The following is a 25,749-nucleotide window of genomic DNA, read 5'->3' as shown; positions in this document are numbered from 1 at the left end:
GCGTTCGACTCCTTATTTCTTGATTAATCCGGTAATCCGGCAAATCGGCTTGTCGCGAACCGGATCGGTTTCCACAGAAGCTTCAACACCGAACACCCTGCCCAGCAGATCCGGCGTCAAAACCTCGGATGGTGAGCCATAGCCTTCCACCTTCCCTGATTTCATCGCCAGGATATAGTCGGAATAGATTGAAGCGTGGTTAATGTCATGCAGAACCATGATAACGGTCATATTTAATTGTTGATTCAATCCCCGAACCAGCTCCAAAACCTCCAGCTGATGGGCAATGTCCAGGTATGTGGTCGGCTCGTCCAGAAGCAGCACGCCTGGCTGCTGAGCCAGAGCCATGGCAATCCACGCTCTCTGTCTTTCTCCGCCAGACAGCGTATGCAGAAGTCTGTCCTCATAAGGCGTAAGAGCGGTTGCCTCCAATGCCCAATCCGTGATCTCGCGGTCCTTGGCGCTGACATGATTCCAGTAAGGCTGATGGGGCGTTCTTCCATATCCGACCAATTCCTTCACCGTGATTTCTATGGGCTCTTGCGATTGGGCCATATAGGACAGCTGCCGGGCCACGTCCTTCCCGTATAAATCGGATAACGGCTTGCTGTCAAGCAGAACCTGCCCTCCTGCGGGCTTCAGCTGGCGCGCAAGCGCTTTAAGCAATGTGCTCTTCCCGCAGCCGTTCGGACCGATAATGCTGTACACGGATCCTTTCTCGAAGGAGATGCCCAGATGTTGAATAACAAACTTATCCTGGTATTTCAGCGAAAGATCGCGAGTCTCCAAACGTGTCATGCTTTCCTCCTCCTTAATAGATAAAGGAAAAAGGGTGCTCCCAATGCCCCCATGATGATTCCGACTGGAAGCTCAATCGGTGTAAACATCATTCTAGCCAGCGTGTCGCAGAACGTCAGAACGGCAGCGCCCAGCAAAGCAGAGGACGGGATGAGAATCCGGTAATCTCCGCCAACAAGCAGCTTGGCGATGTGCGGAACGATCAGACCGACGAACCCCAGCAAACCGGCGATACTGACGGCGCTGGCTGCGAGCAGCGTGGCGATTGCGGTTATCATGAAACGGGACAGCTCAACCCGCGTCCCCAAATTCCGAGCATTGGCGTCACCCAGCATCATAATATTCATCTGCTTGGAGAAGATCATCGCCAGAAGAAGACCGATAAGCGAGTAAGGCAGTATGGTCGAGAGATCCGGCCAGCTTTTGGCTGCAAGCCCGCCGACCATGAAGATTAAAGCGCCATGCACACGGTCGCTGTAAAAGGTAAGCATCGCCGATATCCCGGACCCCAAGAATGCGGAGACAGCGACCCCGGACAGAACGATCCGCAGAGGGCTAACGCCATCCTTCCAAGACAAAAGATAGATAATGAACGCAGCGAGAGTCGCTCCGAGAAATGCTGCAGGCGTCAGTAAGTAATCATATTGCGGTACAACCACCAGCAGGAAAATCCCGAATAGTCCGGCGCCGCTGGAGACTCCGATAATGTGGGGATCAGCGAGCGGATTGCGCATGACGCCTTGCAAAAGCGCCCCGGATACCGCGAGGTTCGCGCCTACAAGCATCGCGACAAGCGTCCGCGGAAGCCGGATATTCCAGATAATATCCCGGTTCATCCCAGGCAGCTCATGATGCAGGATACCCGTGACAATGTCCCGAAGCGGAATCATAACGGCACCGGTAGCTATACTGATCAAGCATGCCGAAACTGCAGCGATCGTGAAAATAATGATCAGAAATGCATGACGGACCGATCTATTCAACATCACCATAGATCTCCGGATACACCAGCTTGGCTAAATACGCCAGGGATTCATCATAGTGAAGCCCCGGGTTGGTAAGAAACAGATCGGATGGTACGACAATGACATGCTGTTCCTTGACGGCTCCGATGGAGGCCCATGCCGGATTGTTCTCAAGCTCCTCTTTAATCTTCTTCTCGCCAACGGTCTTTTGTCCGTGGATAATCAAAAAGATATAATCCGGATCCTGTTTCACAAGCACCTCCATGCTGTAAGGCGTCGTGGTTGGACTGTTAGGCGACGATTCCAGATTCTCGGCAGCGTTGGTCAGACCCAACATCTTCGCTATTTCCAGACCCGATGTGCCGTTCTTTTGTATCGAGATCCCGCCCGGCGTGACGTTCATATTGATAAAGGTACGTTCCTCATCCGGTAATTTTTCCACGATTTCGTTTACTCGAACCTCCAGAGCTTCGAGCTTTTCCGGGAGCTGCGCTTCCGTACCCGCTATCTTCGCCATCCATTCGGCTTTTGTTTTCATATCCTCATAGCTGGTCAGACTCATCAAGGCGACAGGAATCCCGCTGCTCTCCAGCGATTGCACAAGCTCTTTATGAAACCGCGCCTGCCCGATAACCAGATCGGGTCTGAGCGATACAACCTGTTCCAGGTTGATCTGGCTGACGCTGCCGACGGACGATATCGCTTCAGCCTCTTCAGGAATCGAAACCCCGGTAGCTTCCATCCGTCCCACGGCCTCTCCGCCGACCGCGTATAATAGATCAAGGAATTCGGGCGATAGCACAACGATGCGTTCAGGCTGCTGCTGAAGCGTTATGGTGCGATCCGTTGCGTCCTGGAATGTTATGTAATTTTCCTGAGGATCAGACCGTACCGGTAACGATGCATTGTCACTCGGCTTGGTTTCCGGATTGCTGGAAGTCTCACTCCCCCCACAAGCTGACATGATGAATCCCAATAATAAGAGAAATGAACTGACGGCTGCGATATAAGATGTTTTCTTGCGTTGCTTGAATCTAAAGTACATAGATTGACTCGCCCTCCCGATGATAAGTTTGTCTCTGAGCCACCGATCTTTCGTTTGTTTTCAGTGACCTGTTTATTCGTAATTATTACGATTAACAAAATATACTTTATCCCGATTATACGTCAATGTCAATCGTTTTCAGAAAAACATCTATCGATGTAAATTCTAAGTAGAAAGACCGGCTTAAGCTGAAGTTTTCTTGCGAGCTAAGGATGGTTAAGGCTCCGAAGTTTATACTTTCTTATCTCATAAAAAAGCCGCCAATATGGCGGCTTCGAAAGTGTATTGTTTTTATTGCGGCATGATGCTCCATCGCGGTTCACGCCTCTGACATTAAGGAATAAAATCAACCATGGGATAGTCTGCGGACGGGGAGTTCAGCAGCGGCTGTGGTGCACCCTTTAGATGATAATCGAAAAAAGCAGCGACATACTCTCGATGGGCGGCGATCGTCCGTTCGGGCTCAGCTGTCCCGATAAATTGTTGGACGACTCGCGGCGAAAGGCTCAGCCTCTCCTGAAGCTGTGGAAGGAGCGACTGATAATCTGTAAACGTATAATGTGCTCCCTCGGGTATGCTTAAATCGAGCTTCCAGCCGGTCGAATGCTGCCAGAACGATTGACGGTCCATCGCGGTTAGATGGGAATCAACCTCGCCCTCTTTATTGTAGCCTGAATTCATGAGCATGAAAGGACGATCCAAACCGTGCTGCGCCACCGGGAGCGGGTTATCGGGCATGTGCCCCAGCGTTCCATCCATATCGATGCCGGCGTCGACCCGGTCATCCTCATACATCACCTGAGCAGCGGTAGCCCCGCCTGCGGAATGTCCGAATATTCCGATCTTTGACAGGTCCCATGCTTCTTGAAATCCAGCGGGTAAAAGATCGCCTGAATAACGGCCTTTCTTTATGAATTCGAGTTGATCCAATACATATTGGATGTCATCCACTCGTACCTCTAGCATCTTCAGTACCGTTTCTGCACTAAATGGCGGTAACGACTCCGTGGCCACACGACCATCGGGAAACTGGACCGCAGAGGCTTCATACGTATGATCGACTGCAACCACCACATAACCTCTGCTGGCCAAGTCTTCGACTACAGCCGTCCCGAAGTTTCTTGGAACAGATCCGCCAGGTGTGTAGATGAGGATCGGCCACCCATCGCCGTTGTTCAGTGGAGGAGCATTCACCCAAGAGTGTGTGCCGATACCGGATAGATCGACGCTGCCGGGATCCAACCCGATCGTGGAGATCGTGTTTTCGTCGTAATACTTTGCTGCTCCGGGCTGCATGTACAAAGCCTTCTGCTCGCTTTTTCCCGTGGCCGGGTACCATATGCTGACCATCAGCTCCCTGTCTCTGTCCTGTTTCCATGGGTCCACCCGGTTGTCATCCTTGAAGTGCATTTCCATCGACCCCACAGCGTATTCTCCAGTAGGATTTGGAAGGTGTAACTGGATTTTCTCTGCCGGGCCCCTTTCATCTTGCGTTGCAGGGGTTTCCGTGCCGAAGAATATGCCAATCAGAACCAGAAGACAGACCGTAATGGCGATAACTGCAATTCTTGCCACGGGGGCAGACTTTCCATGGACGATCCTGCTGATGGAGTTGACCGTGAGCACATAATAAACCGTATAGATCAGGATAAACACAGCGACGCAGATCAGGATGGGCAGCAAGAGACTGGCGCCTGCCATATTGCTGAATAACCTTTTCAACAATTGCAGGATGACCATGTAGTGGGCAAGCCCGATCGCGAGCGGCAAAGCAAAAATGAAGGCGTTCTGCTTGATGATGGCCATATTGATTTCTTTTCCGCTTACGCCGACTTTTTTAAGAATATCGAATCGAGGTTTGTCTGTCGCCGCTTCTGTCAATTGCTTGAAATAGATCATGCTTCCTGTTGCCATGACAAAAACGAGCCCCAAAAATCCCAATATAAACACATTAAAAGCCGCTTCTTCGATTCCAAGCCGGTATTCGGAATAAAAAGAAGACAAGTTCGATTCCGGTGTCTTCAGCGCCGCCAGCGCATCGGCCGTGTGCTTCGTCGTCTTCTGTTCCTGCACGGCATACCCGACATAGCGGGTCGGCGAAACTTGAGCCTCGATGTTGTCGTAGGTGCCGTTACTTACAACAATCATCACATCCGGATAACTCCAATTGATGATTCGTTCTACGGTCATCCCCGCAAAAGCAAGGGTTATCCGTTGATCAGGCAGTTCGATGTCGACCGTTTCGCCTTCGTAATCAGACCACTCATAGTCCGTATACATAGGCCGGATCGCAACGGCTTCATCCTGTTCGATCGGATCAAGAACGGGGAAGCGCAACACCTTTGCCACCTGGTTGTATTGATCGATCGAAACCACTTTGAGCGGGGTTTTATCGGCTTCGATCATTCTCTCCGGAAGGATCTCTGGATCGGAAGCCTCCCCTTTTGTCTCCAGCACCGGAATCGTCATTTGCGCTATAATCGGATGCGCTTCATCCCCGCGTATGATATCGTCTACATTCTGATTAAAGGCTTTGTCCTGGGCAATATACATGTAGCTAAACGGTGCCGTGAGCTTCGATGTTTTGTCAAACGTGAAATACGCACCTAATCCGACACTGAAAGCGCACAAAGCTGCTGCGGATAACAGGGAAATGACGCTTAACAAACGAGCGTTTCCTCTAATCCGGTACACCAAATTAGAGGTGATGACCAGATTCATGCCTTTATAATAACTTCGCTTTCTCTTCTTGGCGGTTCTCAACAAGACAATGACCAAGGAGGAGAAGAGCAGAAGCGTTCCAGCGATAATACCGACGGTCATCACGCTCAGGTTGACAAGAATTTCTTCGGTGACGGAAAAATCGCGGAAAGCGAATCCGTACCCCGCAGCCAGACAGAGAACTGCACCCACCGCCGATAGAAACGACGCTTTCGGTTCCTGCTCCCCTTTCTGCTCCGCGCGAAACAATTCGATGAGTTTAAAGCTGTAGATCAATCGATAGCCCTGGATCGATGTCGCCAAAATAATCATCATGAACACGATGAGCGTATGAACCAGCGCGCGAAGGGAGAAAGCCATGCCTACCTGTACAGGCGTCCCCAGCAGTTTGATTAATATCATGGCGAACAGCTTGGATAACAATGTGCCGATCATGATTCCTATGATTAAAACCGTCACCCCAATGATCAGGTTTTCATAAAACAGCATTTTTCCAATCTTTTTTTTGGGCAAACCAAATAGCGCGTACAAGCCTACTTCCTTTTTACGCTGTCTCGAAAAAAAACGGTTGGAGTACATGATAAAGACGGCAACAAACACGATCAATAGGATGGACGCCATCATAAAAACGGATTGCATGCTCTGCGACGATTCGATTGAACTCGCAATTTCTTGGCTGTACTGCAAAGAAAGGAAAGTATAATAGATGATGACGCTGAACAGGATGGAAATGAAATAGAGGGCGTAGTTTTTGAAGTTCCCTTTCATGTTCTTTTTCACGATGTCAAACAAGGTCACTTGCATTCCCCCCCAGTACGGTCAATACATCCAGTATTTTTTTGAAAAAGTGTTTGCGGGATGCCTCGCCTTTCGTCAGTTCCGTGAAAATGCGACCGTCCTTAATAAACAGCACGCGCTTGCAGTAACTTGCCGCAAACGTGTCATGGGTGACCATCAGAATCGTTGCCTGATCATATTCATTCAAGTCCTTCAGGCTCTCCAGTAGGTCGGTCGCCGATTTCGAATCCAGAGCGCCGGTCGGCTCATCGGCCAGCAGCAGGCTGGGGCCGGAAATCATGGCGCGTGAAGCCGCAGTCCGCTGTTTTTGCCCTCCGGAAATCTGATACGGGTATTTGTCCAGAATCGGGGTGATGCCGAATTTATCCGCGATCTCCCCCACTCTAAACTCCAGTTCTTTGACATTCATCTTGGCCAGCGCCAAGGGCAGCAAGATGTTCTCCTTCACGGTTAAAGTGTCCAGCAAATTGTAATCTTGAAAAATGAATCCCAGTTTATCCCGGCGAAAAGCGGATAGCTGTTCCTCATCCATCTTCAGCACGTCCATCCCGTCTATCACAACGTCTCCGGAGGTAGGCTGATCGATCGTCGCCAGCACATGGAGCAACGTCGATTTGCCTGCGCCCGACGGCCCCATGATCCCTACGAACTCTCCCTCCTGCACGGTCAAATCGATATCATCCAAGGCGGTATAGACATTTCCTTTTACGCCATAAACCTTTCGAACCTGAGCCGCGTTCACTACCATTTTCATGTTGATCTTTCCTTCCTGGTTATCAATATAGAAACAATGTCAGCACGATTTCGAAATCATGTATTTCTTATCCTGATCTTAATACAGGTCACCTTTACTTTAGCTTACAACTTCCCCCCTCAACCTTACATTCCTGTCACATTGGACAAAGGAAGCAGTCCCGGAAACTTGCTTGTCTGCCTCGGGAAGATCGTATACAATGTGTTTAATTTGCCGCTAGTAACGCCCGGGAGGATCGTTTATGAAAATCATGATCGTAGAGGATGACCCGACCATTCGGGGGATGATCCAGTTAGCTTTAACCAAATGGAGCCTGGAAACGGTCAGCGTCGATAACTTTGACCAGGTCGCGTTATGCTTTATTCATGACCAGCCTCATCTTGTGATCATGGATATCAACTTGCCGTCGTATGATGGATTTTACTGGTGTCAAAAGATCAGGGAAATCTCCAATGTACCGGTGCTCTTTCTTTCTTCCCGCGATTCGCCCATGGATGTTGTCATGTCGGTGAATATGGGCGGAGACGATTATATTCAGAAGCCGTTCCATATGGATGTTTTGACCGCTAAAGTCAATGCGCTGCTGCGCCGAACGTACTCCTATTCGGACATGCAATCCAACGTGTTCGAGCATGAGGGGGTCGTGTTCCTTCCGGACAAAGGGACGCTCACGAATGAAAGCGAACAAGCGGAGCTTACCAAAACCGAAGTCAGTATATTGAAGATCCTGATGCAGCAGAAGGGAACCGTTGTAGACCGCAAGAAAATCATGCGTCATCTTTGGCAGGATGAAAGCTTTGTGGACGAAAACACGTTAACCGTCAACATCGTCCGCTTGCGCAAAAAACTGGCCGGCATCGGCAAGGAAAACTGGATTGTAACCAAGAAAGGGCAAGGTTATATGATCCCATGAGTTTCTTTCAATACATTAAGGACAAACGTTATTTTTTGTTGCTGTACGCCGGGATAATGGGCTTTATTTCGATGATTGTTGCCCTATCCGTCAACACGGGCCACGCCTTAGGCAGCGTTCTTTATATTCAAATCGTTTGTTTGGCCTTCACCGCAGCCTACTTACTGATTGGCTATGTTTATCGCAAATCCTATTACCGCAAGCTGCAGGAGCTGATCGATCTTGACCGGGAAGATTGGCCTGTCGCTGCCCCTGAACCGCAAAATTCGCAGCAGCGGCTGTATCTCGAGCTTTTTGCCAAATTGCACCGGCATCATGAACGGGACCTCCGGAAACTCAATGAAGAGAAAATAGATCACCAGGAATTTATCATGTCCTGGATTCATGAGGTAAAGCTACCGATTGCAGCAAGTCGTTTGCTCATGGAACACAGCATGGAGGAAACGGTAGATTCCCTGGCCGATAAACTTGAGGATGAACTGGATAAAATCGAAAATTACGTGGAGCAGGCACTGTACTATTCTCGAATCGATTCTTTTTCCAAGGATTATTTCATCACGGAAGAACCGTTGGAAGCGATCATTAAAACCTGCGCGAAAAAATTCGCCAAGACGTTTATCAATAAACAGATTCGGTTCCATATGGAGGACATTCGGCAAACCATCCATACCGACCGCAAATGGCTCGGATTTATCCTTGATCAAATCGTTGCAAATGCGTTGAAATATACGGACGAAGGCGGGAACATTACTTTCACGGTCGAAGAAGACCGTAAAGAAAAGCGGTTGAACATTGTAGATACGGGGATCGGGATCCAGCCGGAGGACCTTCATCGAGTCTTTGAGAAAGGATTTACCGGATCTACCGGAAGAAGCCATCCCAAATCGACCGGCATGGGACTTTATCTCGCAAAACAATTGGCGCATAAGCTGGGACATCATTTGTCTATCCGATCGGAGGCTGGGAGGTATACAACAGTCACGATTCATTTTCCGAAAACGGACACGTATTACCGCTTATAAGCGATAACGGTTGGAGCCCGCTGCTCAATCTAAAGCTAAAGAAGCCGCCAATATGGCGGCTTCTTTAGCGTATCTAGTTCTTGTCGAGTGGCAGTCATCAAAGTCATCCTATCAGACCATATCAAGCATGTTACGATCGGATCCCCATGTCGCTCAGAAGCACGGTTCCCCGCTTGGTCAGGTTGAATTGAATGCGGACCTTGCTCAGCTGCTGCGGGTTGAAGTCCGGATTCATTTGTTCAAAATCGCTTAACGGGAAATCATAGCTTTGAAATACGGGCTCCGAAATGTTCCCGGAATTCGAGAACGGCCATTTCAGAAGTTTACCTTCGATAACAGGCGGCAATTTGGATATGTGGCTGAGGGGAAGACTTGCCTGATTGCCTTTCTTGTCTTCAACGGAAACCGTTGCATTGATCAGTTCATTCGGGTCGCCGCTCGCGTCTTTTCCACGGGCGTCCGCCATCGAAAATACGACAGAGCTTTCCGTTCCCGTTTCCATGCCGCGTTCCGGCAGCGTGACCGTGAAGGATGCAGGTTCGGATTCTCCTCTCGTGTCCCAGCCTAAGCGAACCGCGCTGTAATCGGCCAAGCCATGCTTGGTCCTTACCTTCTCCTCCTTCCATACCCGGAGATGTTCGCCCATCAGGCTGCCGCCAGGCAGCGTCGTGCTCTGCAGATCGATGTCTTCTTCAAAATCGGCAATCATGGTCGTCCCCGAATCGTAAACATTGCCCACGTACAGGTTGTCGGGAATCCATTCCTTGGCGTAACCCAAATCCGTGAACATCTCCCGATATTGACGTTGGTCCTTAAGCGTTGCATCGAGAAAACCGGAAATAAACACCTTGGCAATCGTTTCCTGCTCTTCCCGCGGCATGATTTGACGAAGGTTAAAGAGACGATTCGCAAGACCTGCCCCATCCCCTCTGTTCCAGCCTCCGTTGAACTGGCCATGGTTGGCTCCATAGACATAAATCATCGACTTCATGTAATCTTTGCCTTCGGTATAACGGATCCGATGATATTGTTTGGCAGCGTCCAGGCTGTTGACGTCCATATCATGAGCTCCATGCAAAGAGAGATAATTCACGTCCTGCAGCGGCAGCGGTTTGCCTTGCGGCTGATACTGCCCGTCCGTTCCCGCAATGGAAATGAGAGAGCGGATCGAGAAGTTATAGTCGAACTTGATATGGCCGTGATCCGGGTGACGTCCGAGCTTGTTATAGGCTGCGGCGATCGCGACCGCTTCGCCTCCCCTGGAATGACCGACGAGGGCGATTCGTTCCATATCGACCTTTTGATAAAACGGGTTGTCCGGATCGCTGTTCCAGCCCTTCCATGTCTTTAAGTGCTCCAGCAGCAGCAGACCTCTTGCCGGATTTTCGCGTTGGAGGGCGCTAACCAGAAAAAGGTCCTCGTACGGGGCGGCATTCAGGAAATTTTCATCCACGGAGACGAAAATATACCCTTTGCTCGCGAGCAGTTTGCCGAGGTATTCGTAACCGGGATCGGAGTAATCGTTCATTAAGTGGTTTCCATGCACAATCAGGACCAGCGGAAATGCCCCCTCCCCTTCGGGATACCATACTTTTCCGTTTAACGGCAGGGCATCCGGTCCGAATCCAAGCGACTTCGTTCGCCCTGAGGACCATTTCTCGACAAACTCGGCTGCATCCACCGTTTTGGTCGTCAGCGAACCGCTTTGATTAAACTCTTTCCGGTAGTTGTCAGGACTTCCGTATAACAGGCTTTGGACGGGATATGGGCCTTGTTCTGCCGGATTGTTCATCGTCGAATCTTCATACCGGCTTGAGGTTTTCAGCTGTTGTAACGTGATGGCCGGAGCTGCTTCATCTCCCTCCCGAATCAACCAGAAGCTGCCCGCTCCGATCACAATGGTGATTAAGGACAAGCAGGCCATGGCGCCGATTCTCCTTGCTTTTGAGACTTGCCTGTAGCTTCCGGCTGCAATTTTATAAAGCAATGCCCCAAATAAAGAAAAAACAAAGGCCAAACATGCAATGAACAAGGCCGATACTTTCGGCGGCACGATGAAGCAGAATACAAGCAAGGTCAGTGAGCCTGTCAACGTCCAAATATAACGGCTTGGCAGTTTCTTGACTCCGTGCAGCAGCAATGCGGTCAAGCCGCTTATCAAGGCAATCGCTAGGACAAACAAAAACGTGCCCGCGATATATTTTATGAAACCGTGCCCCGTCAATAAATAATCGGCCTGGATCAGGATTAGAATGAAGGCGATGCCTCCTAGTCCAAGCGACGCTCCCTTCCATCCAGGAGTTAATGGCTGCATACGTTTCCGGTTTGCAACGATTCTTTTTATAATGGCAATGCCCTTCTCGTTCTCTTTCTCTTTTTGTATCTCCACTCTTCCCAGTCCTCCTGCACTCTATTTAGTAGATCGTTCTACATCTGAGGATACCGGATCACTCTTTCTGTGCACTTTCTCAATTCTTTCAGAAATCTTACATATTGCTCGGCAGAAACAGAATGAATGTCGTCTGCCCGTTTGTTGTTGTAAGCCTGATCTTTCCTCCATGCTTCTCTGCCACTTGTTTGGCAATCGCCAAACCGAGTCCCGTGCCGCCATCGCTTGTCCGTGCCCTGTCTCCGCGAACGAAAGCTTCGAACACCCTATCCTTTAGGGCATCCGGGATACCGGCGCCATCATCCGCAACGTGAATCTCAACCCCGTTCTCTGCGATTACCAATTTCAATTCCACGGTTGTGCCGGGAGGGTTGTATTTCCATGCATTGGACAGCATATTGGAAACCGCCCGGTATAACCAGATCGCGTTGAACGGGACCCTCATTTCCCGATCGGGAATATCGTAACGGAAAACAAGCTGTTTATCTTCGAAAACCTCATAATATTCGGCCGCGATTTCCCTCGTAAATTCCGTAATGTCGGAGAATTCAACGGAAAAAGAAACATCGGCACTGTCCAGCTTGGACAGGTCAAAGATATCGTCAATCAGCTCCGACATCAGACTGGCTTTGTCGGATATCAAACGCAACACCTGTCGTCTTCTCTCTTCCGTATCCACGAGTCCCGCCTCCAGTGCTTCGATATAGCCCCGTATGGTAGTCAACGGTGTCTTCAAGTCATGGGAGATGTCGATCAGCATGCGCTGCTTGCTTTCTTCCAGCTCCTGCTTTTCACGCTCCATCCGCTCGAGACGCTCTGCCATATCATTGAAATCGTCTTGGATCTGCGCGAGCTCATAGCTTGCTTTGAAGTTTAGCCTTTTACGGTATTGACCTTGGGCAATGTTTCGAATGCCGTCGGCTATGGAGCTGAGCGGAGTCGTGAGCCTCGAAGCGGTCCTTCTTCCGAACGCATACACGGTGATCGCAAACAAAACGAGAAACAGAAGCAGGGTCTGAAGAGCCATTTTATAAAATACGCGCTTTTGTTGATCGCTGTAGCTCTCCTCTGGCGTAGCGGGCGAATGGCCCTTCTGAGTCTCCTCCACCTTTATCTGACCGGTTGAATCGAGAAAATAATTCATGATTTGCGCATTCAATATAAACAACGATAACGCCGCAATGATGGCAATCGTAACAAAGAAATACAAGTATTGTCCGATCAGCGAACGCTGTAAACGATTAGGCGTTTTCATGTGTCTAACTCATCTTTCTTGGCAAACCGGTAGCCGAGGCCGCGGATGGTTTTGATATAAACGGGGTTTCTCGGATTGGTCTCGATTTTGTCCCGCAGCCTGCTAATCTGCACCATAACGGCGTTATCGTCGGCCAGGTACATCTCGTCCCAGGCATGCTCAAACATTTGACGTTTCGTAAATACGCGCCCCGGTTCTCCCATAAACAGGTTTAACAATTTATATTCGATCGCGCTGAGCGAAATGGGCTTTCCTTGGATATACAGTATATATTCGCGATGATCCAGCACCAAATCCCCGATGCGGGTGACCGAAACCGGGTCAGGTTCCGACGGCTCATTGAATTCATAGGACCGTCTTAACTGGGCCTGAATTCTTGCCATTACTTCCATCGGGCTAAACGGTTTGGAAACATAATCGTCTGCTCCGAGCTTGAGACCCGTGATTTTATCAAGCTCCTGATTTTTGGCCGATACGAGAATGACCGGGATTTTATAATCCTGTCTAATCGTGCGGAGCAGCTGGTATCCGTCGATGACCGGCATCATGATATCGAACAGAGCGAGATCGACGCGTTGGCTTCGGAGATGCTCAAGCGCAGCAAGCCCGTCGAAGGCTGCCAAAGTCGTATATCCTTCTGCGTCTAAATAGAGTTTCAGCATGTCTACGATATCCGGATCATCATCGACTACAAGTATGGTTCTAGGCATAAAAAGCATCCTCCTTCAAGTAGTATATGGTTCTCCTTGGAAGGTTAATTTCCTTTTTTGAGTTGTCTCGTCAGCATTATTAAACAACAGAAATAACCTCTCACCCGATACGGCGGAGGTCATTTTATTATTGATTCATTAGCGTCCGATAAAACCAAACAAAAGAAGCTGGTTAAGTTCAGCCATCTTGTCGTTATAATTCCCGGCTCTTGCCCAGGAAGCTTGCAGCGTCCCGACGGCATTCAATAATTCCAACAGGGTCTCCAGCGAGACCGAAGAATGAATTGCCCCTTCCTTCTTCCCCAGCTCAATAAATTCCTGAATAAGCTCCAGTCTAATTTTATTGGTGCTTTCGCTGTATAAGCTAGCCAGCACCTGATCTTCGACCGCGCCTGGGGTACAAAGCAATTGATAGTCTTGGTCGGCGCAGATCGCAAGCACGCGGGATAACTTGTCTTTAAACTCGATATCTTGGTTTAACAGCTCCGTGGCCATACGGATGGTATTCTGCATCAGAACGTTTGCGCATTCTTTGACCACCCCTTCTTTGCTGCCAAAATAGTTATACAGCGATACGGACGACACTCCGGATTCTTCGGCAATGTCTTTGATGCTGACGTGGACGAAGCCTTTTTCTTTAAAAAGCTTTAAGGCCGCTTGAACGATCGCATCCTTCTTCTGCTGCGTTCTCACTTCGAATTTGTTCATCAAGATCCTCACTCGCTTCCGCATTCATCACTACACATAGTTTAACATAACCTGTGCAGTTTTTAAATTACACAAGAAATATTTAAAAACTTCTTGACAGTCTTAGCAAGATCCATATAGAATCAAGCTGTAATTTTTAAATATCAAGTCGATTATTTAAAAACTATGATCAATACATTCAATATGCGCTTGAGCAAACTCGTTTTGATCCAAGCGTTTAATCTACAATGGGGGACCTATTATGCGAATATTGGTTTACGGCGCAGGCGTTCTGGGTAGTTATTTAGCCCACGAGCTGGTGCGCGTAGGACACAACGTCACGATGCTGGCCAGAGGACAAAGAGCGGATGAGCTGGAGAAGAACGGCAATGTCATCCGTCATTATTTTCAATTCAAAACTACGGTTCATAACGTGAGGGTCATCCGCGAGCTAGAGCCGGACGATGTATATGACCTTATTTTTGTCGTGATGAAATATCCGGATTTCGAGGCCGTATTGCCTGCACTGGCTGCGAATCACAGCCGCCATGTCGTGATCATGGGCAACAATGCAAGCCCTCAGGATATGCAAACCTACTTGCAAGCCCATAGCCCCGTAACGAAACATGTGGCCTTCGCTTTTCAATCGATCGCCGGCTGGAGAGAGAACGGCCTTGTCATTAGCGTGCGCGGCCCAAGAACCAAAATCAATATCGGAGGTTTAGGCGAGGATCTGTCTTGGCGGCCGTTCATCGATCAGGCTCTGGCAAACACCAAATATGCATGGACCTACCAAAACAATATGAATGAGTGGCTGAAGAGCCATTATGTTATGATCTTGGCTTTGAATTCCATTGCTTCTACATATAACGGGAATTTGCGCAGAGCCGCCAAAGACAGGAAGCTTCTTCATCTTGTCATCCATGCTATGGATGAGGGGCATCAAGTATTGGAGAAAAACGGGTTCACGGTTACGCCTGCCGCTCAAAAGCAGTTCGCCCGCAAAAACAGAAAGCTCTTTTACGTTCTATTGAAGATGATGCTGTCTATCCCGATCAGCAGAATTCTGTTAAGTGATAAGGCGGTGTCGGCCAACGAGGTAACAGCGCTGCAGCAAGCTTTTGCCGAATTAAAGAAAAGCGCGAATATGGCGACGCCGCATTGGGATAAGCTTCAACAATATTCCCTGCCTGAGCGGCAGAGCTCATAGTTGATGGCTATGGATCGATCACGTAGCCAGTATAAGAAGCTTTAGAGTAATTCAAAAAGAATCTCTGCTCAACCAGCGAGCAGAGATTCATGAACCTTCAGGCGTACATTGCTAAACATCCCCTTCACTCTCCCTGATATGGCTGGTGTTTGAAGCAGCCAAGCCTCCTTTTCGCTCGTACGCGAAAATAACCATCATCATGCTTAACATTGCACAGATCATATACATGGTGGAGTAGGACAAATAATCGGCGATCGGTCCCATCGCGACCCCGCCCAAGGATACGCCTAAATCGGCCATCGCAATGAACAAACCGATTAACACGTTGCGGTTGGACGAGGGCAATACAAATGACAAATAAGTCGTTAACGTAGGGTACAGCAGCGCCTGGGCCATGCCCATAAGAATGGCGCCTGCGTACAGCAGCATGCTACCCAACTCTAAAGACAGGCTGATGCATGCCGAAGCCAGGGTGACAAGAAGCATGGTACCCATGATAAACCATGAATGCCATCTGCCATCGGACGGAATTCGTTTTCTCAGGACAAACCGCGAAGCGACTACGACCGCAGCCTGGAGCATCAAGTAAATGCCGGCGCTGCCGCTGTTCAGCTGCTCGCCGTATAAAGGCATAAACGTGGTGACCGCTCCGAATACGATGGATGCCGACAGCATCAAGATACTGCATCGGAACAGGAACCGATTCTTGACGATTTGCCCGAAGGAATGGAACACGCCTGAACGGCTTGTCGCTTGTTCCGGTGGGGCCTTCTCTTTGTCCATCTTGACGCTGTACCCGAATAAACCTGTACAAATGGCGATCGCAACAAGAATAAGCGTGAATGAATCCATGCCGCCCGTCTGCCAGAGGCCTAATGCGAGAACCGGACCGATCACGCCCGGGATATAAGTGAACAATGAATAAAACGAAATGCCTTGCGAACGCTCCTTCTCAGGCAGCGCATCAATGATGCCGATCTGTAATGCCATCGAAAAAAAAGCCGTGCATATGCCTTGCAAAATTCGAGCCATGAGGTATCCCCCTAATCCGGTACAAGTGTACAGAATCAGGGCAGTGCCGTTTACCAACAGAACCAGGCGCAGCACCTTAACGGGCCCATGCTTTTGGATCAAATGCCCGGCCCAGGGCCGAAAGAACATCGTTGTCAGCATGTAAGCCCCCATGACGAGACCGATGGTTGTGCTGCTGGCTCCCCATGCGGCTCCTTGAAGCGGAATGATGACGTTGAGTAAGGCATTGGCGCTGAAATAAAGCAGGGCCAGCATATATAAACGCAAAAACGGCCAAGACATCGCTCCACTCACTATATTTCTCCTCCTGCTTGCGTGTAAACGTTAGAACGCAATCAAATGCTCCAATAATTTTTTGGCATAATCCGACTGAACATGCTTTAATTGCTTGACGTCGATCGTCTCCTCCACCTTGCCGCTCCTGAAAATAAGTACCCTGTCGCAAATATAAGCAGCAGCTTGAATGTCGTGCGTGATGAAAACGTAACTCATCTGATAGATGTCTTTAAGCTCCTTCAATAAGCGGAGGACTTGTATCTGTACGGATACGTCCAAAGAGCTGATCGCCTCGTCGAGCACGATGCACTTGGGCTCCGTGGCAATCGCTCTGGCAATGCAAACTCTCTGCGCCTCTCCGCCGGATAACTCATGCGCATATTTCGTTTTGTAGGAAGCGTTCAACCCGACCTGATGCAGCAACCGATCGACTCGGGCGTCTTGGTCGGAACGTACCTGCCCCTGCGCCGTTAAGGGCTCCATAATGGCTTCCTTCACGGTATAGAACGGGTTGATCGAAGACGTATAATCCTGAAAAACGGCACTCATATTGCCGGAACGCACATGACGATTCCTCACATCGTTTCCTTCGAATAAGACGGCCCCTTGGTCCGGTTGTTCAATACCCAAAATCAATCGTCCAAGGGTAGATTTTCCGCTTCCGCTCTCGCCGATGATGCCAAGGCACTCGCCGCTTCTGCATTCGAAGCTTACATCGTGCAGAATTTGCTGCTTTTTCCTCGAAAACAGGCCGCCTACCCGGTAGGATTTATGTACGTTCTCTACCTTCAGCACGTTACTCCCCCCTCATAATCTCGTTGAAATGGCTGCTCAGCTCAAGACGGGTAGAAACCAGGTGCTGCGTATAGGGATGCCGCGGTGCCGATAATACCTCTTCAACGCTCCCGCTTTCTACAATGACGCCGTTTCTCATGACCATTACTTCATCGGCAATCTTCTTCACGACCCCCAAGTCGTGGGACACAAAAATCATGGAGCCTCCCATTCGCTCGCGGAGCTGGATGAATTGTTCAACGACCTCGTACTGCGAGATGGTATCGAGTGCCGTCGTCGGCTCGTCGGCGATCACGATGTCGGGCGAAAGAACCAGCGTGAGCGCAATCATCAAGCGCTGCAGCATGCCGCCCGATAGTTGGTAAGGGTACTTATTCATGGTTTCGATCGGATGATTGAGCATCACGCTCTCCATCGCTTTTTTCATCGTGGTTTCGACTTGGCTCTTGCTCCAGCCGAAATGCGCTTTTAACGTCTCTTGGAAATGAACGCCGACTACGGAAGATGGATCAAACGCTCCCATGCCGTTCTGCATGATCATCCCAATCTGTTTACCCCTTCTTCTTCTCATTTCTTTATCCGTAAGCTGGTTCAAATTTTCGCCTTTGAACAGAATCTCACCGGATTGACGAATCCAGGGCTTATGCAATCGGATGATCGATCTGCACGTAAGGGATTTTCCGCTCCCGCTTTCCCCTACGATTGCCAGGCAGGTTTGGGGCTTTAACCGAAAAGAGCTGTCACGGATGATCTCTTTGCCCTCATTCGCATCCCATACCCTCAAATGGTTAACCTCTAGCATATTCAACATTCGGTTTCTCCACCTCTGCAATTCGCGGCTGCTTGCCGGAGTTCATTCGTTTGGGATCCAGCGCGACCTGAAGCCCATCCGCCAGAAAATTAAATGCCGATACGGCAATGACGATCGCCAAGCCGGGCGCCAACATCAGCTCGGGATGTGAAAACATAACCTCTCTCGCTTCATTCAGCATCATTCCCCATTCGGCGTGAGGGGCCTTGATGCCCAGCCCCAAGAAGGATAATCCGGAGATTTGCAATATCATGGAACACATCGAACCACTGGCTATGACGGCAATATCCGAGAATGTTACGGGAACGATATGCTTCATAATGATTCTACGATTGCTGATACCGGCAGCTTTTGAAAACTTCACATAATCCATTTCGGCATACTGCTGGACCGACGTTCGGATGACGCGGGCAAACCACGCCCATTTCATGGCAACAAAGGCAATCAGGATGTTCTCAAGGCCTGCACCCAGAATGCCGACAACCGCTAACGTCATGACATACCCGGGAAAAGAAAGCATGATATCGCAAATTCTCATCAGAATCGCGTCCGTTTTGCCTCTGAAGTAGCCCGCCACGAATCCAACGGCCGCACCTACGCCTACCGATGCCAACAAGGCGGCCAGAACCCATAATATACTGGGACGTATACCATAAATCAGCCGGGACAGGATGCATCTCCCCAAATGGTCGTTGCCGAACCAATACGCCCAGGACGAGCCGGCATAGCGCAGCTTCATATCGACATGGTTCGGATCGTGCGGCGCGAATATAGGGGCGAACAGCCCCAAGATTACGATTGCGGCAATAAGGAGCAGTGACAGGCTGGCCAGCTTGTCTTTGCTCAGATTTTTCAGTGCTCTCATCAGATTTCCTTCCTTAATTTCGGATTGAACGCAGCATTGATCATGTCCGACAAGGTGTTGAATAAGACAAAGGCTACAGCCAGTATCAGGACATAGGCCTGAATGACCGGAAAGTCCCTGCTCAATATGGATTTCACGCTCAGTCGCCCAAGTCCCGGCCATGCAAATACATTTTCAATGACTACGGTACTGCCCAGTATAATAGGGATCGCCATGCAAAAGATGGATACGGCGACTTGCAGCGAATTTCTTAGAATATGTTTCGTAATCTTCTTCTCGGGCAAACCGCAAGCTCTCCCATAAACCACATAGTCTTCATGCAAGTGGCCCAGCATGGAGCTTCTTACGTTTCTGAAGTAAATGCCGACATAACTCACCGATATGACCGTTACGGGAAGAATATAGCTTTGATAGGAGTCCATGCCGCTGGTCGGCAGCAAGTCCAGCCGGACGGAGAAATACCAGATCATGATCGAAGCCAGCCAATAAGAAGGCATCGCCGTCAGAAAGAAGGAAACGCCTCTTACCGATCGATCCAGCATTTTACCTTCGTTTAATGCGCAGACAACCCCCAAGACGACGGACATGACGATGATGATGATCGACGAAACCAACGTTAGCTTTAACGTGTTGAGAAACGCCGGGCTGATCAAGGACCACACCGATTGTCCCGTGACGTAGGACTCTCCGAAATCCAATTGAAGACAGGCCATCACCCAGTCGGCATATTGCTTCAGGAACGGTTGATTCAGTCCCAGCTCCTCACGCGTCTTAGCGATCAGTTCCTCCGTGATTTCGGGAACTTCCTGGGCGCGGAGCACCACTTCGGCAGGATCCATGGGCGACAGGTTGATCAATAGAAAGGTCAAGAATGAAATCATGAGCAGAATCGGAACGGACAGCAATAATCGTTTAGCTATATAACTTCCCATAATGACTCCTTATCGATTGATGAGCACGCAGCCTATTCGAAATACATTTGTTCAAAAGGCAGCTCAAATTGGGTTTGCTTGAACGTAATGCCTTTCAAGTTCTTCGGTGCGAGAACCGTGACGCTCCCGCTCGAAATCGGGATAAATACGGCTTCATCGTGAACCGTCCGCATGATCTCGGCATACAACGCCTTTCTGGCTTCCTCGTCAGTCGATACCATAACCTGCTGTATCCGGTCATAGAGATGATCCGCTTCGGCGATCCCTTTGGTCGTATGCAGATAAGAAGCCTCGGAAGTGAACGCAGCGATGGTGCTTTGGGGGTCATACGCCAATCCCCAGGTCTGATTAAACAATAACTCGTAATCGCCCGTAGACCTTCGATTCGCGATGGAACTCGATTCTTCGCCGATGATATCCAGCTTTATCCCGATCTGCATTAGCGCATGCTGAATGTATTCCGCCTGTGTTTTTTGCGATGATGAATTGCTGTCATAATATAAGTTCATGGTCAGCTGCTGCCCGGACTTGGTCCTGGCCTCGTCGCCGCTGCCTTTTTTCCATCCGGCTTGTTCCAAGATTAACTCGGCCGCTCCCGGATCATAGCCGCGTTCCTTCAATTCGACATCCGCATAGTTCACGTTGGAGGAGAACAGCCTGTTCGCCTCGGCTTCGGTTCCTTCGAATATGTCCTTGCTGATCGTTTCGCGATCGATTGCATACCAGATTGCCTCACGCACCGCGGTTTCGCTTACCGGGCTGTCCGATTTGCTGCTGTTAGCGACTATCATTTTCGTATTCATGGCTTCGCTGCGAACAAGCTGATAGGTTCCGGCGTCAACCAGTTGATTCATCGCTTGCACGTCGATGCTGTCTGCCCCCCGATCATCGGTGAATACGAAGTTCACCTCTCCTTTCTGCATGGCCAGAAACGTCGTCTCGCCGGCAGGCAGCACCTTGGCCGTAATTTTCTTGATTTTCGGCGCACCGTTCCAGTATTCTTCATTGGCGGTAAAAACGGCATACTCATCGATTTTATGCTCCGTGAACTTGTAAGGACCTGTACCGTTATGGCCGTTAACGCCATCCTTCGTTTCCCCTTGAATGAAGTCCTTCGGCGATAGGAATACATACGGCCGCGTCATGGACAATTCGACCAGCGTTGGGTAATAAGCTTCGCTTAAGATCAATTGGACAGTGTATTCATCCACGACCTTCACGTTTTTGATTTTGCTCGACAGCTTAATCCAGGCATGTTTTTCGGCATTACGCTGCACGGCGTCGATGTTCAATTTGACCGCTTCGGCATTAAACGGTTCTCCATCATGGAACTTCACGTCTTTTCTTAAACGAAAGGTATAGGTCCGGCCGTCTTCGGAAAGGTCCCAGGATTCCGCAAGCAGCGGCTTGATGCCCTCCTTCGTGTTCTCCACCAGCGACTCGTATACCATGCCCTGAGCCGGCATGGACCCCGTGTACAAATGGGGGTTCATATCATGAATATCTTTTGCTGTCGCATAGATTAATTCTTCCTGGACAGCCGATGCGGATTTGTTTTCCTGATTCGTCTCTCCGCAGCCTGCCAAAAGCGCCATCGTGCATAAAAACATCCATATGATTACGGTTTTTCTTTTCACGGTTTCCCTCCTGTTACCCACTTGATTATGTTAACGTTCATGTATTGGTTAGGTCCTTGCATATCATGGCCAGTTCTTCTCCGAAACTCTGAACCGCGAAGGCGCCGGACAACGACCGGTCCTTATGAGCAAGTGCCACGCTGACGATTTTGCTTTCATATGCTGAAATGAACCGATCGATGGTTGGACATTCCACCTTTAAGAAGCCGGCGATGCCTTGTATGATCTTGATCCGATAATAGTCCTCCTTCGGCATTCTCGGGATATCCAGGCAGCCTTCCAGATTGATAAACAAACTCCGGATCGGCACCGCCGAGAAATCAAAGTACTTTCCTTCAGGATCCGGCTCAGAGAAGGGATCGATCAACAATGAGGCGTAACGGATATACAATAAATACTCTTGATGAATGCTTTCCAAGTGCTCGAAGCTGTCAATATCCCGGCGTGATAAACTCTCATTTCTCACCGGATAGTTATCATCCGTCATAAACTTCAGCAAATTGATGCTTCTCATCCCTAATCGACCCAAAATGTTCATCATTTCTTTCCACTGGGATAACATATTGCGGATTAGTTCCTGCGTAATAGGGCCTTCGGGGAATAGCTTATAGACATACTTGCGAGTACCCGATTCGTCAAAAATGGCGTTTAATGAGAAGTCATTCATGAACAAAGCGGGATGGACATATAACGAAATATTTCGCGCTTCTGCCTCCAGGGGCGTCCTCATGAATTCCACTTCAATGTCCGATTGCTTATACAGACCGCACAGCCTGTCAACAAGATCTGAGCGGCCCCGTGTCGAGCCGATATAGACTTTTTTCTTGACCCCCGTCGTTATGACATGATTGGAAACCCGGTCATCCACCCATCTGGTGTCCCCGATATATGTAGAAAAGCTTATGACTTCCGCACCCGGATTCAATTGCCCGATATAACCGGTTACCAAGCTGTTGGAACCGAACGTCGGGGAGATCAGCACCAAGCTGTTTACTTTTCGCAGAACGTCTTGGTCGATCTGTCGCATGACTTCCAAATATGCGTCGGTGGTTACTGCCAAAATCAGGGTATCCCACTGGCCTTCGATCGTCTCAATTCCACGAAATACGCCGTCCAAACGGTACTCGCCTTCCAAGGCATGATGTTTTTCGTTTTGGATGCTTACGCGAACCCTTTGACCGCTGGCCGAAAGCGATTCAAAGAAATCCGCGGAACGGACCGATTCCCGGCCCGCAATGCCCAAATGACAACGCTCCCCTTTCTTAAGGATCACTGCCAGCTGCAAGGCGGCTGGACCCGTTCCCAATATCAGGACTCGCTCCATATCTCTCATAAGAACACCTCACTTCGTTTAGCCATGTGTTATGGTGCCTTTTTTGTACAACGCGATGTCGAATATATCGTTTTGGCGCAATACCGTATCAACTAGTTTCCATTTGTCGTCATCCGTTTCTTTCATGGGGTAATTGAATAAAGACTTCAAACCGTTTCCGTGCCTCATGGCCACAACGACCTCTTCGTTCGTTAATGGATGTAACCGCTCCAACATGTCGTACTTTTCAGCAACCGTTGAACTGAAAATGATGTGGGTGACCTCTTGTATGTAATCAAGATTTTCTACTGGTGTATTTATCAGCCGGATCTTCAGCTCCGGGCCCAATGCCTCGATAACCTTGACCCCGAGCCCAATGGCCTCATCGTCAATGTCGATGCCGATCACCTCGGCTCCCGTTCGCTTGGCGATCAATAGAGCCGTCATCGGAAATGCGCCGGAGCCAACCAGCAGTACGATCGACTTCGAAGTCACTTGGAAGCTTCCGAACTCTTTCTCGATGCATTCTTCGATATTCCTGAAATAATCGGTGATCCCCGTGTCTCCCTTGATCAATTTCAATGCGCGATATTTCTCCAGGGTCGCTACGCAGCGTGCCGAATACGCTCTCAATTCCTCCGCAAGCCCGTTTAAACCTCCAGTTCCTTGCCGCTCCAGCCCATCCCATATATTGGAGTTGGACTCGTCGGTGATAAACGTTGAATAATCATCGACCAGACGTTCCAGCTCGGTTCGGTGACGGGAAATATGATCGAAGCGGTCTGCGAAGTACTTAAACCTTGTTAAATAATCAGCCAAGGATTGATCAAACATGGTTAGTTTCACGAATTCCCACCCCCGCGATATGGTCTTCATCCAGATCAATGAATGCGATGCCTTGAACCGCAATGCCAACGGCCCCTTCGATTTCCAGATGCGTCACCCGGTTTTGATCAAATAGTGCCTTTACATGAATCGTTCCGCCGGGCTGTTTGATGGAAGCCTCGACATCCCTCTTATGCTTCCAAGCTAAGTAGGCGCCTACGGAAGCCGTTCCGGATCCGCAACCTCTTTCCCACACCGCGCTATTAAGCTCCGGTACATAAATGAGCGGAGTCAGTTCCCTAATGCGGGAGTTGTATAACAGGATCCCGACCATTCTCGTATCGAGAGAGGGTCCGATGTGCTTGGCCATGGCCAACATGCTGCTGTTCATTTGCGCATCGAAACGCTCCACTTCAATCACGAAATGAACAAAATCGTTGTATCGAACGACAACCGCGTCAACAAGGGAGCACCCGTCTTGAAGGACCGTTTGATCAATTGTCACCGGAAGCGGCATGTTGACCCGGCAGCAATAATCCTCCTTGTTTTTTGTTACATAGCATGACACTAACCGCTCCGCGCCTGAAACCTCCAGTCGAAATTCAGTTGTTATATGACGTTTCATCCCTTGAACCTCTGCCAGGTATGCCGCTAAGGCCATGCAAGCATTCCCGCAAAATTCACCTCCTGCCATCCGCAGAAACGCATCCGCATGATCTATCTTGGATTGTTCGATAAAACCAACCTGCTCTGCATAAACATTGTCGTACGACATGATTTTAGCAGCGACGCGTTTATGTTCATCGGGCGGAAGCTTGGTGTTAATGAGAATCGTCATGTTCTGCGTGGGATTGCATTTCACAAAATCGATCTTCTGCTTCATCACGGGCTCCCTCTGTTCCAATGGATTGCCAGTTGGCTTGATATTCTTTATTCGTAATTTTTACGATTTAGAATGATGAGAATATAGCATGCCTTTTTGAAATAGTCAACATTTTTGCACGAAAAAACTCTTTCGACGTCATCATCGGAAGAGTTACTTATGCGTATATTGTCCGAATGCAGCGAATCGTTGAGTAGGATGACAGGCTGGAACAATAAAAATCCCTTCCTCATTCGGTGAGGAAGGGACGTTGTCGAAAGGTTATACCGCTTGTCGCAGCCGCGCAAACAATATGTTGTTTTCCAGATGGATATGCTCAAACGTGTCCTTTTCAAGCATGGCTAACCGTTGAAAGACAAGACGATACGTACCGCAGGCATCAGCCGGAAGCTCGAAATCGGATGTTACGTCCCGCAGCTCCTGCAGCAAGCTGCCGGCATGAGCATGTTCATGCTCCAGTTCGGACACGTGCGGCTTAAGCCCTGCTGCCGCTTGGTGGCTAGGGTCCGCCACAAATTTCAAGATGAGCGGAAATACACGTTCGTCCTCGTCCTTCGTATGCTCTAGCAGCTCCTTTTTCAATTCCGAGAAGAGCACCTGCACGCGAAGCAGCTCGGGATGATGCTCTCCATGCACACGGGCCAATTTCGTTACATAGGGCGTTAATGCCGGTAATTCATCACGGAGGAAGGCATGATGTTTTTGTTGGATGTGATCAATCAGTTCGGATTCCTTCAATGAAGCGGGACGGCTTTCCTGGTAATCGGCAAACTTGCTCTCTACGGACCGAACCTGCTCCAGAACGACGGCTGGATCCAAATGACGCTGCTTGGCTGCCTCTTCCAAAGGCACCTGTCCGCCGCAACAAAAATCGATGCGGAGGGATCGAAATAAATCCGCGGTTTGCGGGATGGATGTCACAATGTCGGATACTTGGCTCTGAAGCGTGAATGAACTCATTATTCAAACCTCCCTAGACTAAATACGTGTTTGTGAACTTTTTCACTCTTACAACTCAAGTATATGAAACTCCGATCCCCGCATATGTGATTGCAGTCATACTGAAATGTAACACTATGTGAACGATAGTACCGAAAGGACCACGGGAGCCAGG

The 25,749-nt window shown here is 49.3% G+C and carries 22 protein-coding genes; 3 read left to right on the top strand and 19 right to left on the bottom strand.

Annotation, left to right across the window (positions count from 1 at the left end; genetic code table 11):
- Nucleotides 1–12: 12 nt before the first annotated feature.
- From RB297_RS03375 to RB297_RS03355, 5 genes are all read right to left on the bottom strand, one after another.
- Nucleotides 13–798, bottom strand: a complete 786-nt coding sequence (locus tag RB297_RS03375) for an ABC transporter ATP-binding protein (protein ID WP_375119737.1) — start codon at nucleotides 796–798, stop codon at nucleotides 13–15.
- Nucleotides 795–1,784, bottom strand: a complete 990-nt coding sequence (locus RB297_RS03370) for a FecCD family ABC transporter permease (protein ID WP_375119736.1) — start codon at nucleotides 1,782–1,784, stop codon at nucleotides 795–797. The genes RB297_RS03375 and RB297_RS03370 overlap by 4 nt, the downstream gene beginning before the upstream one ends.
- Nucleotides 1,774–2,808 (bottom strand): ABC transporter substrate-binding protein, encoded by a 1,035-nt coding sequence (locus tag RB297_RS03365; RefSeq protein ID WP_375119735.1) that lies wholly within the window; start codon nucleotides 2,806–2,808, stop codon nucleotides 1,774–1,776. The genes RB297_RS03370 and RB297_RS03365 overlap by 11 nt, the downstream gene beginning before the upstream one ends.
- Before the next feature lie 333 nt (nucleotides 2,809–3,141).
- Nucleotides 3,142–6,333: an FtsX-like permease family protein gene (locus tag RB297_RS03360; RefSeq protein WP_375119734.1), complete on the bottom strand. Its 3,192-nt coding sequence runs from the start codon at nucleotides 6,331–6,333 to the stop codon at nucleotides 3,142–3,144.
- Nucleotides 6,314–7,081 (bottom strand): ABC transporter ATP-binding protein, encoded by a 768-nt coding sequence (locus tag RB297_RS03355; RefSeq protein WP_096773581.1) that lies wholly within the window; start codon nucleotides 7,079–7,081, stop codon nucleotides 6,314–6,316. Before RB297_RS03355 ends, RB297_RS03360 begins: the two co-directional genes overlap by 20 nt.
- Before the next feature lie 241 nt (nucleotides 7,082–7,322).
- Between RB297_RS03355 and RB297_RS03350 the strand changes: the two genes are divergently transcribed.
- On the top strand, nucleotides 7,323–7,994 hold the full coding sequence (locus RB297_RS03350; RefSeq protein WP_375119733.1) for a response regulator transcription factor: 672 nt from the start codon (nucleotides 7,323–7,325) through the stop codon (nucleotides 7,992–7,994).
- Nucleotides 7,991–9,016: a sensor histidine kinase gene (locus tag RB297_RS03345; RefSeq protein WP_375119732.1), complete on the top strand. Its 1,026-nt coding sequence runs from the start codon at nucleotides 7,991–7,993 to the stop codon at nucleotides 9,014–9,016. The genes RB297_RS03350 and RB297_RS03345 overlap by 4 nt, the downstream gene beginning before the upstream one ends.
- 130 nt (nucleotides 9,017–9,146) lie before the next feature.
- On the opposite strand, the gene bahA is transcribed toward RB297_RS03345, so the two are convergent.
- The 4 genes from bahA to RB297_RS03325 all read right to left on the bottom strand — a co-directional run bounded on the left by bahA (nucleotide 9,147) and on the right by RB297_RS03325 (nucleotide 14,078).
- On the bottom strand, nucleotides 9,147–11,405 hold the full coding sequence (bahA, locus tag RB297_RS03340) for a bacitracin amidohydrolase BahA (RefSeq protein WP_375119731.1): 2,259 nt from the start codon (nucleotides 11,403–11,405) through the stop codon (nucleotides 9,147–9,149).
- 97 nt (nucleotides 11,406–11,502) lie between these two features.
- Nucleotides 11,503–12,660, bottom strand: a complete 1,158-nt coding sequence (locus RB297_RS03335; RefSeq protein WP_375119730.1) for a HAMP domain-containing sensor histidine kinase — start codon at nucleotides 12,658–12,660, stop codon at nucleotides 11,503–11,505.
- Nucleotides 12,657–13,370 carry a response regulator transcription factor gene (locus tag RB297_RS03330; RefSeq protein ID WP_192572026.1) on the bottom strand — a complete coding sequence of 238 codons (714 nt, stop codon included), beginning with the start codon at nucleotides 13,368–13,370 and terminating at the stop codon, nucleotides 12,657–12,659. Before RB297_RS03330 ends, RB297_RS03335 begins: the two co-directional genes overlap by 4 nt.
- A 138-nt stretch (nucleotides 13,371–13,508) precedes the next feature.
- Nucleotides 13,509–14,078 (bottom strand): TetR/AcrR family transcriptional regulator, encoded by a 570-nt coding sequence (locus tag RB297_RS03325; RefSeq protein ID WP_375119729.1) that lies wholly within the window; start codon nucleotides 14,076–14,078, stop codon nucleotides 13,509–13,511.
- 241 nt (nucleotides 14,079–14,319) lie between these two features.
- Here RB297_RS03325 and RB297_RS03320 point away from each other — a divergent pair, with 241 nt between their 5' ends.
- Nucleotides 14,320–15,267, top strand: a complete 948-nt coding sequence (locus tag RB297_RS03320) for a ketopantoate reductase family protein (protein WP_375119728.1) — start codon at nucleotides 14,320–14,322, stop codon at nucleotides 15,265–15,267.
- Nucleotides 15,268–15,378: 111 nt separating this feature from the next.
- Here RB297_RS03320 and cntE read toward each other — a convergent pair whose 3' ends face one another.
- From cntE to ric, 10 genes are all read right to left on the bottom strand, one after another.
- Nucleotides 15,379–16,593 carry a staphylopine family metallophore export MFS transporter CntE gene (cntE, locus tag RB297_RS03315; RefSeq protein WP_375119727.1) on the bottom strand — a complete coding sequence of 405 codons (1,215 nt, stop codon included), beginning with the start codon at nucleotides 16,591–16,593 and terminating at the stop codon, nucleotides 15,379–15,381.
- Between the two features lie 30 nt (nucleotides 16,594–16,623).
- The gene (locus RB297_RS03310; protein ID WP_375119726.1) at nucleotides 16,624–17,370 is read right to left on the bottom strand and encodes an ABC transporter ATP-binding protein; all 747 of its coding nucleotides are present in this window, start codon (nucleotides 17,368–17,370) and stop codon (nucleotides 16,624–16,626) included.
- Between the two features lies 1 nt (nucleotide 17,371).
- Nucleotides 17,372–18,181 carry a staphylopine uptake ABC transporter ATP-binding protein CntD gene (gene cntD / locus RB297_RS03305; protein WP_375119725.1) on the bottom strand — a complete coding sequence of 270 codons (810 nt, stop codon included), beginning with the start codon at nucleotides 18,179–18,181 and terminating at the stop codon, nucleotides 17,372–17,374.
- Nucleotides 18,159–19,046 (bottom strand): staphylopine uptake ABC transporter permease subunit CntC, encoded by an 888-nt coding sequence (gene cntC, locus RB297_RS03300; RefSeq protein ID WP_375119724.1) that lies wholly within the window; start codon nucleotides 19,044–19,046, stop codon nucleotides 18,159–18,161. Before cntC ends, cntD begins: the two co-directional genes overlap by 23 nt.
- The gene (opp1B, locus tag RB297_RS03295) at nucleotides 19,046–19,978 is read right to left on the bottom strand and encodes a nickel/cobalt ABC transporter permease (RefSeq protein ID WP_213578432.1); all 933 of its coding nucleotides are present in this window, start codon (nucleotides 19,976–19,978) and stop codon (nucleotides 19,046–19,048) included. The genes cntC and opp1B overlap by 1 nt, the downstream gene beginning before the upstream one ends.
- A 32-nt stretch (nucleotides 19,979–20,010) precedes the next feature.
- Entirely contained in the window at nucleotides 20,011–21,615 is a 1,605-nt protein-coding gene (cntA, locus tag RB297_RS03290) for a staphylopine-dependent metal ABC transporter substrate-binding lipoprotein (protein ID WP_483874346.1), read from the bottom strand.
- Between the two features lie 37 nt (nucleotides 21,616–21,652).
- Complete coding sequence (locus RB297_RS03285; RefSeq protein WP_277748844.1) at nucleotides 21,653–22,948, bottom strand: opine metallophore biosynthesis dehydrogenase; 1,296 nt, start codon at nucleotides 22,946–22,948, stop codon at nucleotides 21,653–21,655.
- A gap of 18 nt (nucleotides 22,949–22,966) precedes the next feature.
- On the bottom strand, nucleotides 22,967–23,773 hold the full coding sequence (locus RB297_RS03280; RefSeq protein WP_375119723.1) for a class I SAM-dependent methyltransferase: 807 nt from the start codon (nucleotides 23,771–23,773) through the stop codon (nucleotides 22,967–22,969).
- Nucleotides 23,754–24,635, bottom strand: coding sequence for a histidine racemase CntK family protein (locus tag RB297_RS03275; RefSeq protein WP_375119722.1), 882 nt, complete (start codon nucleotides 24,633–24,635; stop codon nucleotides 23,754–23,756). The genes RB297_RS03280 and RB297_RS03275 overlap by 20 nt, the downstream gene beginning before the upstream one ends.
- A gap of 261 nt (nucleotides 24,636–24,896) precedes the next feature.
- Nucleotides 24,897–25,595 carry an iron-sulfur cluster repair di-iron protein gene (gene ric / locus RB297_RS03270; protein WP_375119721.1) on the bottom strand — a complete coding sequence of 233 codons (699 nt, stop codon included), beginning with the start codon at nucleotides 25,593–25,595 and terminating at the stop codon, nucleotides 24,897–24,899.
- Nucleotides 25,596–25,749: the final 154 nt, after the last annotated feature.

It is taken from the genome of Paenibacillus sp. CR_12, assembly GCF_041953985.1.
Classification (GTDB): Bacteria; Bacillota; Bacilli; order Paenibacillales; family Paenibacillaceae; genus Paenibacillus_AQ; species Paenibacillus_AQ lautus_A.
This window is presented reverse-complemented; position numbering and strand designations above follow the sequence as displayed.

Bases quoted from the DNA above. Each gene is read 5' to 3' on its own strand.
- RB297_RS03375 (WP_375119737.1), bottom strand. From the start codon at position 798: ATGACACGTTTGGAGACTCGCGATCTTTCGCTGAAATACCAGGATAAG.
- RB297_RS03370 (WP_375119736.1), bottom strand. From the start codon at position 1,784: ATGTTGAATAGATCGGTCCGTCATGCATTTCTGATCATTATTTTCACG.
- RB297_RS03365 (WP_375119735.1), bottom strand. From the start codon at position 2,808: ATGTACTTTAGATTCAAGCAACGCAAGAAAACATCTTATATCGCAGCC.
- RB297_RS03360 (WP_375119734.1), bottom strand. From the start codon at position 6,333: ATGCAAGTGACCTTGTTTGACATCGTGAAAAAGAACATGAAAGGGAAC.
- RB297_RS03355 (WP_096773581.1), bottom strand. From the start codon at position 7,081: ATGAAAATGGTAGTGAACGCGGCTCAGGTTCGAAAGGTTTATGGCGTA.
- RB297_RS03350 (WP_375119733.1), top strand. From the start codon at position 7,323: ATGAAAATCATGATCGTAGAGGATGACCCGACCATTCGGGGGATGATC.
- RB297_RS03345 (WP_375119732.1), top strand. From the start codon at position 7,991: ATGAGTTTCTTTCAATACATTAAGGACAAACGTTATTTTTTGTTGCTG.
- RB297_RS03335 (WP_375119730.1), bottom strand. From the start codon at position 12,660: ATGAAAACGCCTAATCGTTTACAGCGTTCGCTGATCGGACAATACTTG.
- RB297_RS03330 (WP_192572026.1), bottom strand. From the start codon at position 13,370: ATGCCTAGAACCATACTTGTAGTCGATGATGATCCGGATATCGTAGAC.
- RB297_RS03325 (WP_375119729.1), bottom strand. From the start codon at position 14,078: ATGAACAAATTCGAAGTGAGAACGCAGCAGAAGAAGGATGCGATCGTT.
- RB297_RS03320 (WP_375119728.1), top strand. From the start codon at position 14,320: ATGCGAATATTGGTTTACGGCGCAGGCGTTCTGGGTAGTTATTTAGCC.
- cntD (WP_375119725.1), bottom strand. From the start codon at position 18,181: ATGTTGAATATGCTAGAGGTTAACCATTTGAGGGTATGGGATGCGAAT.
- cntC (WP_375119724.1), bottom strand. From the start codon at position 19,046: ATGAGAGCACTGAAAAATCTGAGCAAAGACAAGCTGGCCAGCCTGTCA.
- opp1B (WP_213578432.1), bottom strand. From the start codon at position 19,978: ATGGGAAGTTATATAGCTAAACGATTATTGCTGTCCGTTCCGATTCTG.
- RB297_RS03285 (WP_277748844.1), bottom strand. From the start codon at position 22,948: ATGAGAGATATGGAGCGAGTCCTGATATTGGGAACGGGTCCAGCCGCC.
- RB297_RS03275 (WP_375119722.1), bottom strand. From the start codon at position 24,635: ATGAAGCAGAAGATCGATTTTGTGAAATGCAATCCCACGCAGAACATG.
- ric (WP_375119721.1), bottom strand. From the start codon at position 25,595: ATGAGTTCATTCACGCTTCAGAGCCAAGTATCCGACATTGTGACATCC.